This window comes from Alphaproteobacteria bacterium (assembly GCA_030740435.1).
Taxonomy (GTDB): domain Bacteria; phylum Pseudomonadota; class Alphaproteobacteria; order UBA2966; family UBA2966.
This window is the reverse complement of sequence record JASLXG010000232.1, coordinates 1-11,014: the sequence shown is the minus strand read 5'-3', so window position 1 is coordinate 11,014 and position 11,014 is coordinate 1. Positions and strand designations below refer to the sequence as shown.

Genomic DNA, 11,014 nt, shown 5'->3' with positions numbered 1-11,014 from the left:
CACCTACGACAAGGATATCTACCGATGGCGCCATTTGGTCGAGAACTATTTCGCCAAGATCAAGGAATTCCGGGGCATTGCTACGCGCTACGACAAAACCGACACAAGCTATGCCGCAAACTTGAGCCTCGTCGCCACCATGATTGATTTGCGTTAATTGTCAACGGACCCTAGTGCAACGGGAGCAACGTGATCCGCCGCCACTGCGGCGCCCCCGCGGAGGCTGCGGACCGAAGGTCTGCCGCCGTGAGTGACAAAACTGCAACGGGAGCAACGCGACCCGCCGCCGTGAGCGATAAGAATCCTAGAGTGGATCTCACTACGTGAGATCCACTCTAGGATTTGAAAAAAGATTCCGCGTCGCCGCGGTGCTCCTGCTTGGCGGCAATGTTTTGCCGCGCCCGCTCGATCTCGGCTTCCAGGCCGGCAATGCGGTCGTTCAATTCGCCGACCGACATGAGCGCCAATTCGTCGTCACTCAGGCGTTCCGGCGGCGGCGCGATTTCGTCGTCGTCAAAGCTCATGGCCCTACTTCCCGAAACCTTTCCTGGCGGCGCTATTAATCCGCAGCCGATTGCAGTATGTCACCCTTTGCCCCAAACGCGGATATCCCTCTCGCTGCGGCTGGAGATCAATAAATGAGCGATGCCCTTCCCCAGACCATGACCGCCATCGAGATCAGCACGCCCGGCGGGCCGGAAGTGCTGCGGCCGGTGCCACGCCCGCGGCCCGAGCCGGCGGCCGAAGAGGTTTTGATAAAGGTGGCGGCGGCCGGCATCAACCGGCCCGACGTCATGCAGCGGGCCGGCGCCTACCCGGCGCCGCCCGGGGCCTCCGATCTGCCGGGGCTCGAGGTGGCGGGCACGGTGGTGGCCTTGGGCCACGAAGTCACGGCCTGGCGGCTCGGCGATGCGGTCTGCGCATTGGTGTCGGGCGGCGGCTATGCCGAATACTGTGTCGCGCCCGAGACCCAGGCGCTGCCCGTGCCGGCACCGCTGACCATGCTGCAGGCGGCGGCGCTGCCGGAAACCGTCTTCACCGTCTGGACCAATGTCTTCAAGCGCGGCCGCTTGGCCCCGGGTGAGGTGTTGTTGGTGCACGGCGGCTCGTCGGGTATCGGCACCATTGCCATCCAGATGGCTAGGGCGCTCGGCGCCCGGGTGCTGACGACGGCGGGCAGCGACGAGAAATGCCGGGCCTGCGAGGAATTGGGGGCGCAGCAGGGTATCAACTACCGGCAACAGGATTTCGTCGCCGAAATCAAAAAAGCCACCGCGGGCGCCGGGGTCGACGTCATCCTCGACATGGTGGGCGGCGACTACCTGGGGCGCAACCTGGCGGCGCTGGCGCCCGAGGGACGTCTGGTTCAGATCGCGGTTCTCGAGGGGGCGGAGGTGACGCTGCCGTTGCTGGCCGTCATGGTCAAGCGCCTGAGCATTACCGGCTCGACGCTCAGGCCACAAAGCGTGGCGGCCAAGGCGGCCATGGCCGAGGGCTTGCGCCAGAACATCTGGCCGCTGCTGGAATCCGGCGCCATTGCGCCGGTGATCGATTCGAGCTATCCCCTGGCCGCCGCCGCCGAGGCCCACGCCCGCCTGGAGAGCGGCGCCCATATCGGCAAGATCGTGCTGACAAACTGAGACCGAGACGGTATTGTCGCGAACCTCGCCCGCCTCGGCAGAGGCCGGGCGACAACCTGGGCCGCCGCCATGCACCAGGCTGGCGGCAAAGGCCCAAACAGCCAACCCCTTAGATGGGTTCCGGCGGCAACCGGGACCGGGCTCGTGAAGGAGAGCAGCCAATGGTGACGCCCCTAATGCCCAAGGCCACGGCCGTTTGGCTGGTCGACAACACGGCCTTGACGTTCGAACAGATCGGCAGCTTCTGCGGTCTCCACCCGCTCGAGGTCAAGGGCATCGCCGATGACGAGGTCGCGGTCGGCATCCAGGGTCTCGATCCCATCTCCAACGGCCAATTGACAGCGGAGGAAATCGAGCGCTGCCTGAGCGATAGCAGCGCCCGCCTGGAACTCGCCGAATCCAACATGCCCAGGCCCCAGGCGCGCACTTCCGGGCCGCGCTACACGCCGGTCTCCAAGCGCCAGGACCGGCCATCCGCCATCATGTGGCTGCTGCGCTACCACGAGGAACTCTCCGACGCCCAGGTTTCGAAATTGGTCGGGACCACCAAGCCGACCATCAATTCGGTGCGCGAACGCACGCATTGGAACATCGCCAACATCAAGCCCATGGATCCGGTTTCTCTGGGCATGTGCACCCAGGCCGAGCTTGACACCGCGGTGACCAAGGCCCAGGCGCGGCGACGCGCCCGTGAGGAAAAGGAACTCAAGAGCCAAGGCGGCAAGGGCGCCGGCACCGCCGCGGCCGCTACGGCGGCGGCGACGGCGGCGACGGCGACCGAGACACCCGAGGTGAAGCCCGAACAGGCGCCGCCGGATTTGTCGCCGAGGCTGCCCGTGGAAGAGGAAAAGGCCACCGCCGAGAACGTCTTCGGCGCCGCCGCCGAAGCCCCCGAGAGCGAGCCCGAGCCGGCGCTGGACCCCGATGCGATCTTCAGCCGGGCCGATCCGTCGGACCAGCCGGACCAACCTGCCGAGCCCACACCTGCCCCCGCCGCAGCCGCAGCCGAGGGGGAAAACGAAAAGGAGGAAGCGGAGAAACCCGCCTAACGCCGGTCGAGCGCTACATAGTCCCTGGGCTCCGGCCCGACGTAGTGCAGCAGCGGCCGGATCAGGATGTTGTTGGCCAATTGCTCCAGCACCTGCACCGTCCAGCCCGGCACCCGGCCGACGGCGAAGATGGGCACGAACAGATCTTCGGGAATGCCGTGCAGGTAGTAGGCCACGCCTGAATAGAAGTCGACGTTGACGTTGACGCCGTGGCGGGCATAGGGCTGCATGGCGCCGACCACGGCCTGCAGAATCTCGTACCACTGGGGCTGGCCCATCTCGCGGCCCAGCTTTTCCACACCCTCGCGCATGTGCCGGGCTCGCGGATCCTCGGTGCGATAGACGCGGTGGCCGAAGCCGGTCACGGGCTGCTTGGCCCGGCGCTTGGCCTTGACGTAGTCGGCCGCCTTGGCGGCTTCGCCGATCTCGGCCGCCATGCGCATGACGTCCTCGGCGGCACCGCCATGGGCCGGCCCCGAAAGCGCCGCCACGGCGGCGCTGGCGGCGGCGTGGAAATTGGCGTTGGTGCCCGAGACCACGCGGGCGGTGAACGAAGAAGCGTTGGAGCCGTGCTCGGCGTGGAGCACGAAATCGGTGTCCATCAGTCGGGCCGCCGCGGCGCTGGGCGCTTCGCCCTTGAGCATGTAGAGGAAATTGGCGGCGTGGCCGAGCTCTGGATCGGGCGCCACCGGCGGCCGCCCCTGGCGCAGGTTGTGGTGGCTGGCGACGATGAGGGGTACCTGCGAGGTCAGCCGAACGCCCTTGCGCAATATGGCGGCGGGCGAGCTCTCGTCGAGGTCGGGGTCGAAGGCACCGAGGGCCGAAACCGCGGTGCGCAGGACCTCCATGGGATGGGCCTGGCCGAGAGCGCGCACGATCTCGACCACGGCCTCGGGCAACTTGCGCGCCGCCTTGAGTTCGGCATCGAAGGCCGCCAGCGCGTCGGCATCGGGCAGTTCGCCATGCAGCAGCAAATACGCCGTCTCCTCGAAGCTGGAGTGCTGGGCCAGGTCGTGGATCGAATAGCCGCGGTAGCGCAGCTCGCCGGCCCGGCCGTCGATATGGGTGGTTTCGGTGCGATCGAAGTGCACGCCCATCAGTCCCCTATGGATCTTGACGTCGGCCGCTGCCTGGTCGTTCATGGTGCTGGTTCCGGTCTGGAGCTGGTCGCTTGCTGGGGCGAAGGTGCCAGGTTATGAAGCAGCAGCGGACGGGGTAAGATCCAGAGCTCAGGTTTGCACAGGGCCAACAGCGCCAACAGGGCCAACAGCGCCAACAGCGCCAACAGGGCCAAGGGGGCTCATGGACATCGTCGCCGAACTCATCGCCAAGGTGCGCGGGCAGGGCCGCTGCGTGGTCTTTGCCGAGGGCACCGAGGAGCGCGTCCTGGCCGCCGCCGGACGGCTCGTCGAGCACGACATCGCCCGGCCGCTCCTGGTCGGCCCGGCGGCCGAGGTGGCGGCGGCGGCGGCGGCGGCCGGCCTGGCTACGAACGACGTGCGCATCGCCGATCCCGCGGAAACGGACCTCGAGCAGCTGGCCCAAAGCTATGCCCAGGGACCACGCCGGCTGGAGGCCAAACTGGCCCGCCGCCTGTTGCGCAAACCACTGCATTTCGCCGCCGCCATGGTGGCCCAAGGCAAGGCCGACGCCCTGGTGGCGGGCGTCGCCAACCCCACCCGCCGGGTGATCGAGGCCGGCTTGATGGCGATCGGTCTGGCCGACGGCATAGAGACGCCGTCGAGCTTCTTTGTCATGGAGATTCCCGGCCATGGCGGCGGCCAGGATCGGGTTCTGCTGTTTGCCGACTGCGCCGTGACGGTCGAGCCGACGGCCAGGGAACTTGCCGACATCGCCCTGGCCTCGGCCGCCAGCGCCAGACTGCTGCTGGACCAGCCGCCCAGGCTGGCGCTGCTCTCGTTCTCGACCCACGGCAGCGCCCAACACGCCCGTATCGACAAGGTCCGGGCCGCCCTGGAACGGCTGCGCGAGTTGGCGCCCGAGCTGGCCGTCGACGGCGAACTGCAGGCCGATGCGGCGCTCAGCCCCGCCGTCGCGGCGCACAAGGTGCGGCGCCTAAGCGCCGTCGCCGGCCAGGCCAACGTACTGATCTTTCCCGACCTCGACGCCGGCAACATCGGCTACAAGCTAAGCCAGATAATGTCGGGCGGGCGCGCCATCGGCCCCATCCTGCAGGGTTTCGCCAAGCCGCTGGCCGACCTCTCGCGGGGCGCCAGCGTCGACGAAATCGTGGCCGCCTCGGCCGTCACGCTGAGCCTCGCCGCCGCCACCGGCGGCGCCACAGGCGGATCTTAGTCAAGTATCGCCGGCGCCTTCTTCTTCGCCACCCTCTTCGCCTTCCGCCGGGCCCCGCTGGCGGGCTCGCAAGACAAGAAAATTGAATGCCGCCCGGGCCCGCACTTCGGCCGTGGCGTCGCGCAGCAGACGGTCGAAAAAGTGAAAGCCCTGGTGAATGGCGATGATGTCGAAAGCGACCTGGGAGGCGTCGATGTTGGCCCGGAACTGGCCTGCCTCGATGGCCTCGGTGACGGCCGCCTCCAGGTTCTTGAGCCAATCCTTCTGGATGCGGGCGAGAAAATAGCGGCAGATTCCAGGACGATCGTCGAGCTCGGCCGAGGCACTGACGAAAATGCAGCCACCCGGCAGCTCCGGCAGGCGGGTCCAGCGCAACCAGTTCTCAAACAGCACCCTGAGCCTGGCTTCACCCGGTTCGGCGCGTTGCGCGGGCACGATGATGCGGTTGCCGAACATGCCCGCCGCGGCCTGCAGCACCGAAAGCTGCAGCGCCTCCTTGGTGCCGAAATGGGCGATCAGCCCGCTTTTCGATATCGCCAGTTCCTTGGCCAAACCGCCAATGGTCAAACCTTCCAGCCCGACCACGCTGGCCAGACCGATGGCATGTCGCAAAATGGCGTCGCGCGTTTCTGCCCCTTTGCCCATGATGGATATATACCGACCGACCGTTCGTTTTCAAGAGTGATCGAAGCAAAAGCCCTTAGAATAGAGCACTTTTCCGATCGAAGGCGGCCCCCAGGCGGGTCTGCTCAAGCCGATTTGCTCATGCGGTTTGCCACCAGGTCATCGACCACGCCCGGATCGGCCAGTGTCGAGGTGTCGCCCAGGTCGTCGGACTGGTCGGCCGCGATTTGGCGCAGAATTCGCCGCATGATCTTGCCCGACCGCGTCTTGGGCAGGCCCGGCGCCCACTGGATGTGGTCCGGCGTGGCGATCGGCCCGATTTCCTTGCGCACCCATTTTGCCAGCTCGTCGCGCAAGGCTTCGTTGGGCTCCTGGCCGACCGTCAGGGTGACGTAGGCATAGATGCCCTGGCCCTTGATGTCGTGGGGAAAGCCGACCACGGCGGCCTCGGCGACCAGGGCGTGGCTGACCAGCGCACTCTCCACCTCGGCGGTTCCCATGCGGTGGCCCGAGATGTTGATGACGTCGTCGACGCGGCCGGTGATCCAATAATAGCCGTCCTCGTCGCGGCGGCAGCCGTCGCCGGTGAAGTATTTTCCCTGGTAGGTCGAAAAGTAGGTCTGCTTGAAGCGTTCGTGGTCACGGAAAACCGTCCGCATCTGGCCCGGCCAAGCGTCGCTGATGACCAGGTTGCCTTGGCCGGCGCCTTCGATCACCTGGCCGTCGGCATCGACGATCTCGGGCTTGACGCCGAAGAAGGGCAGCGTTGCCGAGCCCGGCTTGAGGTCGATGGCGCCGGGCAGCGGCGTGATCAGAATGCCGCCGGTCTCGGTCTGCCACCAGGTATCGACGATGGGACAACGGCCCTCGCCGACCACCCGGTGATACCACAGCCAGGCTTCGGGATTGATGGGCTCGCCGACCGTGCCCAGCAGCCGGATCGATTGGCGGCTGGTCTTGGCCACCGGCCCGTCGCCCTCGCGCATGAGCGCCCGGATGGCGGTCGGCGCGGTATAGAAGATGTTGATCTGGTGCTTGTCGCAAACCTGCCAGAAGCGTGACGAATCGGGATAGTTGGGTACGCCCTCGAACATCACCGTGGTGGCGCCGTTGGCCAGGGGACCGTAGACGATGTAGCTGTGGCCGGTGACCCAGCCCACGTCGGCGGTGCACCAGTAGATGTCGCCATCGTGGTAGTCGAAGACGTACTGGTGGGTGATCGCGGTGTAGACCATGTAGCCGCCGGTGGTGTGCAGCACGCCCTTGGGCTGGCCGGTACTGCCCGAGGTATAGAGGATAAAGAGCGGGTCTTCGGCGGCCATCTCCTCGGGCGGGCAATCCTCCGAGGCCGCCTCGGTGATGTCGTGGTACCAGACGTCGCGCCCCTCATGCCATTCGATGTCGCCGCCGGTGCGCTTGACGACGACGCATTTCTCGATCGTCGGGCAGGATTCCAGCGCCGCATCCGTGTTGGCCTTGAGCGGAATGGGACGTCCGCCGCGCAGCCCCTCGTCGGAGGTGATGACGATGTTGGAATCGCAATCCCGGATGCGCCCGCCCAGGCTGTCGGGCGAAAAGCCGCCGAACACCACGGAATGAACGGCGCCGATGCGGGCGCAGGCCAGCATGGCGATGGCGGCCTCGGGGATCATCGGCAGATAGATGGTCACGCGGTCGCCCTTCTTGGCGCCGATCGACTTGAGGCCGTTGGCCAAGCGGCAGACCTGGGCGTGCAGTTGGCGATAGCTCAGGCGCTTGTCCTCGGCCGGGTCGTCGCCCTCCCAGATGATGGCGGTCTGGTCGCCGCGGCTGGCCAGATGGCGGTCGAGGCAATTGGCGCTGGCGTTCAGGGTACCGTCCTCGAACCAGCGGATATGGACATCGCCCGAATAGGAGACGTCCTTGACCTTGGTGTAGGGCTTGAGCCAATCGATACGCTTGCCCTCCTCACCCCAGAAGCCCTCGGGATCCTCGATCGAACGGCGGTACATGTCCTGGTAACCGGCCTTGTCGCACCAGGCCTTGTCGGCCCAGTCCCGGGCCACGGGGAACAGCGAATTCTCGCTCATGGGGGGTGACCTCCATAAATCCTACAGGCGCCCGCGGGGCCGCGGGCAGCCGCCAGCATGGCACCGCGGCAGACGCATTATTGATTCAAATGGGCGGCGGAACAACGCGCTCGAAACGCCGCGCCTGGCCGATGGACAAATCCCGGCCGTTCAGGCACAAGGTGCAACCACGAAGGAGGATCGCCATGTTGCTGCACCACTCAACCTGGAGCGAGGTCGAGGGCTATCTCGATGGCGCCGACGGCATCATCATACCCATCGGCTCGACCGAACAGCACGGTCCCAACGGCCTGATCGGCACCGATGCCATTTGCGCCGAAGGCATCGGCGGCGCCATCGGCGAGGCCACCGGGGCCCTGGTTACACCGACCATCAACGTCGGCATGGCGCAGCACCACATGGCCTTTAGCGGCTCCATGACGCTGCGTCCATCGACCCTGATCGCGGTCATCCGGGACAACGTGGTTTCGCTCGGCCGCCACGGCTTCCGGCGCTTCTATTTCGTCAACGGCCACGGCGGCAACGTGGCCACCATCCAGGCCGCCTTCTCGGAGATCTACAGCGAGAGCAGCCTGGCCCGCGGCGGCGGCAACGGCGAGCTCAGATGCACCGTGCGCAACTGGTGGATCCGCCCCAAGACGCGAGAGCTGGCCAAGAAACTCTATGGCGACGCCGAGGGGCACCACGCCACGCCCTCGGAGGTCTCGGTGGCGCAATACCTCTGTCCCGACTTCATCAAGCAGGCCGAGATGGAGCCGGCGCCCAAGCTGGCGCCCAGCTTCGCCGACAGCGAGGACTACCGCCGCCGCTTTCCGGACGGCCGCATCGGCTCGGACCCATCGCTGTCCAGCCCCGAGGACGGCGGCCGGCTCTTCGCGGCGGCCGTCGAGGAGCTGAGCGCCGACTATCGCGAGTTCATCGCCGAGAGCTGAGGCTAGGCGGCTATTCCACTGCCGCCAGGGCATCGGTGCCGTCGGCCCGGACGGCCACCCCGATGGCCAGCGAGAGCCGGGTCAAGAGATCGACGGCAAGCCTCTGCAGTTGTTCGCGAACCTCGGCCCGTGCCTATCCGGTTAAGACAGACACCCACTACATATTGAGTAAACGACACGCCATACCGACACCGCCCAATCGGTCGCTAATGACCCAGAGCCGACGTTCGGGCATGCACCGCTGATCAATTGCCAGCCGTCCAACTTCATATAGAATTGCCACCACAAATCTGCTCTGGGGAGAAGCATGGGGGATCGGTCCACCCAGCAACGCCTTGCCGCGGTACTTGCCGCAGACGTGGTCGGCTATACCCGCCTCATGGAAGAGGATACGGAAGGCACGGTCGCTGCCTGGCAGGCGGTTCGCGATGGCGTGATCAACCCCACGGTGGAGGCCCACTCAGGCCGGCTCGTCAAACTCACCGGCGACGGTTTCTTAGCCGAATTTCCCACTGTGCACGAAGCCGTCAAATGTGGCGTCGAAATGCAGCAAAGCTTCGCTGAAAGCAGCCTCGATTTTCGCGTCGGTATCAACCTCGGTGACATCATCGACGATGGCCAGGACATCCATGGCGAAGGTGTCAACGTCGCGGCTCGCATCGAAGCCCTGGCCGAACCCGGCGGCATATTGATTTCCGGCGGTGTTTACGAGCAGGTACGCAATCGCATCGAGGCGACCTACGAGGACATGGGGGAACGCGAGGTCAAGAACGTCTCCGCTCCGGTCAAGGTTTATCGCTTGGTGTTGGACAGCATCGTGAAACCGGCTTCTGCGGGGTTGGCGATGCCAGACAAGCCGTCCATCGCCGTTTTGCCGTTCGCCAATATGTCGGGTGATGCCGAGCAGGAATATTTCTCCGACGGCATGGCCGAAGACATCATCACGGGATTGTCGCTCTTTCGCGGCCTGTTCGTGATCGCCCGCAATTCGACCTTCGTCTACAAGGGAAGCAGCGTGGACATCCCCCAGGTGGCGCGCGAGCTTGGCGTTCGCTATGTCCTGGAAGGCAGCGTGCGCAAGGCCGGCAACCGGGTGCGCATCACCGTTCAGTTGATCGAAGCGCAAAGCGGCAGCCACATTTGGGCCGAGCGCTATGATCGCGAACTCGACGACATCTTTGCCCTGCAGGATGAGATCACGGAACAAGTGGTCAGCGCCACCAACCCGGCGGTTATGACTGCCGAAACGGAGCGTGCCAGGCGCCGGCGGCCCGATAATCTGGTCGCCCATGATTGGTTGTTGCGAGGCTTGTGGCACTTCAACACGTTCAAGGAAGCAGACAACGCCAAGGCTCAGGCCTTGTTCAAGAAGTCCGTCGAAATCGATGCCGAATTCGGTCTGGCCTATGCCTGGTTAGCGATGGCGCAGTTCATGGAGGCCTATCTGAATTGGAGTACTGCGCCCGAAAAAACGCTGCAAGACGCACACGACGCCGCCAAGCGGGCAGTGGCATTGGACAGCAGAAACGAATTTTCTCACGCCGCACTCAGTTCCGTCAGCACATTGCTAGGCCGGAATTCCGCTGCACTGGTGGCGGCGCGGCGCGGGGTCGAATTGAACCCCGGCAACTCCTACCCCCACCTTGCGCTCGCATTGGCGCTGATCAACAAGGGGGGGGCCTATGAAGAAGCGAACGCTGCCTACGATGCCACCCTGCGACTGAACCCTGTTGATCCCACCAGGTTTTTTGCCCTCAGCGACCGAGCAAGCGCCCACTATCAGCTGCGCCGCTACGAGGATGCCATCGAGTGGGCGCACAAGGCGCTTCAAGTTCGTTATGGCTACATCTTTGCGCGGGCGCTGGTGACGGCATCGCTGGCGCAGTTGGATCGGGTCGAAGAGGCTTCCGCTGAACTTGCTGAAATCATACGCTTGAAGCCCGACTTTTCTACTGCCAGCTTCGCGCTTTACCGCTGGCCTGACACAGCTCGCGACCACTTGTTCGAAGGTTTGTACCGGGCGGGCCTCCCTCAGTGAACTTCAGCGGTAGGTCTGGTTGTGGCTAATTGCTGCCGCAAAAAGGACGTGTGCGGCAACCCTACATGTAGTGGGTGTCTGCATTGACCGGATAGGCACGCCTCGGCCAGACTGGCCGTCTTGATGACCTCGCGAAACCCCATCTTATAAAGCATGGGCCGGACGGTGTTGCGCGACGCCGGCATGGCATCGGCGTGGCCTCGGTGCGGCTCAAGCGCCCTCCGGGCCCACCACGATGGCGCCGCCCTGGACTTCCAGCGGCACCGGCGTCAAGCGGGCGCCGGGGCAGGGGCCGGCGATGCAGGCGCCGTCTTCGATGCGAAAGAGGGCGCCGTGGGTGGCGCAG

General features: G+C 65.4%; 10 protein-coding genes and 1 pseudogene. 6 read left to right on the top strand and 5 right to left on the bottom strand.

Annotation, left to right across the window (positions count from 1 at the left end; all coding sequences use genetic code 11):
* A partial coding sequence (locus tag QGG75_21855; protein ID MDP6069871.1) for an IS5/IS1182 family transposase occupies window positions 1–157 on the top strand: 157 nt, incomplete at its 5' end.
* A gap of 178 nt (window positions 158–335) precedes the next feature.
* Here the strand turns inward: QGG75_21855 and QGG75_21850 are convergent.
* A complete protein-coding gene (locus QGG75_21850; GenBank protein MDP6069870.1) occupies window positions 336–524 on the bottom strand; it encodes a DUF1192 domain-containing protein in 189 nt (62 codons plus the stop codon).
* A gap of 114 nt (window positions 525–638) precedes the next feature.
* Between QGG75_21850 and QGG75_21845 the strand changes: the two genes are divergently transcribed.
* Window positions 639–1,640: an NAD(P)H-quinone oxidoreductase gene (locus tag QGG75_21845; GenBank protein ID MDP6069869.1), complete on the top strand. Its 1,002-nt coding sequence runs from the start codon at window positions 639–641 to the stop codon at window positions 1,638–1,640.
* Between the two features lie 161 nt (window positions 1,641–1,801).
* A pseudogene (locus tag QGG75_21840) lies at window positions 1,802–2,311 on the top strand (DUF1013 domain-containing protein).
* Between the two features lie 374 nt (window positions 2,312–2,685).
* Here QGG75_21840 and QGG75_21835 read toward each other — a convergent pair.
* On the bottom strand, window positions 2,686–3,831 hold the full coding sequence (locus tag QGG75_21835) for a citrate/2-methylcitrate synthase (GenBank protein ID MDP6069868.1): 1,146 nt from the start codon (window positions 3,829–3,831) through the stop codon (window positions 2,686–2,688).
* A gap of 160 nt (window positions 3,832–3,991) precedes the next feature.
* On the opposite strand from QGG75_21835, the gene QGG75_21830 reads away from it, so the two are divergent.
* Window positions 3,992–5,005 (top strand): phosphate acyltransferase, encoded by a 1,014-nt coding sequence (locus QGG75_21830; GenBank protein ID MDP6069867.1) that lies wholly within the window; start codon window positions 3,992–3,994, stop codon window positions 5,003–5,005.
* On the opposite strand, the gene QGG75_21825 is transcribed toward QGG75_21830, so the two are convergent.
* Window positions 5,006–5,650: a TetR/AcrR family transcriptional regulator gene (locus QGG75_21825; GenBank protein ID MDP6069866.1), complete on the bottom strand. Its 645-nt coding sequence runs from the start codon at window positions 5,648–5,650 to the stop codon at window positions 5,006–5,008. It abuts the gene before it with no gap.
* A 104-nt stretch (window positions 5,651–5,754) separates the two neighbouring features.
* On the bottom strand, window positions 5,755–7,698 hold the full coding sequence (gene acs / locus QGG75_21820; protein ID MDP6069865.1) for an acetate--CoA ligase: 1,944 nt from the start codon (window positions 7,696–7,698) through the stop codon (window positions 5,755–5,757).
* Window positions 7,699–7,883: 185 nt separating this feature from the next.
* Between acs and QGG75_21815 the strand changes: the two genes are divergently transcribed.
* Both QGG75_21815 and QGG75_21810 read left to right on the top strand, forming a co-directional pair.
* On the top strand, window positions 7,884–8,630 hold the full coding sequence (locus QGG75_21815) for a creatininase family protein (protein ID MDP6069864.1): 747 nt from the start codon (window positions 7,884–7,886) through the stop codon (window positions 8,628–8,630).
* Between the two features lie 307 nt (window positions 8,631–8,937).
* The gene (locus QGG75_21810; protein MDP6069863.1) at window positions 8,938–10,668 is read left to right on the top strand and encodes an adenylate/guanylate cyclase domain-containing protein; all 1,731 of its coding nucleotides are present in this window, start codon (window positions 8,938–8,940) and stop codon (window positions 10,666–10,668) included.
* A gap of 210 nt (window positions 10,669–10,878) precedes the next feature.
* Here the strand turns inward: QGG75_21810 and QGG75_21805 are convergent.
* Window positions 10,879–11,014, bottom strand: a 136-nt coding sequence (locus tag QGG75_21805; protein MDP6069862.1) for a Rieske (2Fe-2S) protein, incomplete at its 5' end; no start/stop codon positions are given.

Bases quoted from the DNA above. Each gene is read 5' to 3' on its own strand.
- QGG75_21850 (MDP6069870.1), bottom strand. From the start codon at position 524: ATGAGCTTTGACGACGACGAAATCGCGCCGCCGCCGGAACGCCTGAGT.
- QGG75_21845 (MDP6069869.1), top strand. From the start codon at position 639: ATGAGCGATGCCCTTCCCCAGACCATGACCGCCATCGAGATCAGCACG.
- QGG75_21835 (MDP6069868.1), bottom strand. From the start codon at position 3,831: ATGAACGACCAGGCAGCGGCCGACGTCAAGATCCATAGGGGACTGATG.
- QGG75_21830 (MDP6069867.1), top strand. From the start codon at position 3,992: ATGGACATCGTCGCCGAACTCATCGCCAAGGTGCGCGGGCAGGGCCGC.
- QGG75_21825 (MDP6069866.1), bottom strand. From the start codon at position 5,650: ATGGGCAAAGGGGCAGAAACGCGCGACGCCATTTTGCGACATGCCATC.
- acs (MDP6069865.1), bottom strand. From the start codon at position 7,698: ATGAGCGAGAATTCGCTGTTCCCCGTGGCCCGGGACTGGGCCGACAAG.
- QGG75_21815 (MDP6069864.1), top strand. From the start codon at position 7,884: ATGTTGCTGCACCACTCAACCTGGAGCGAGGTCGAGGGCTATCTCGAT.
- QGG75_21810 (MDP6069863.1), top strand. From the start codon at position 8,938: ATGGGGGATCGGTCCACCCAGCAACGCCTTGCCGCGGTACTTGCCGCA.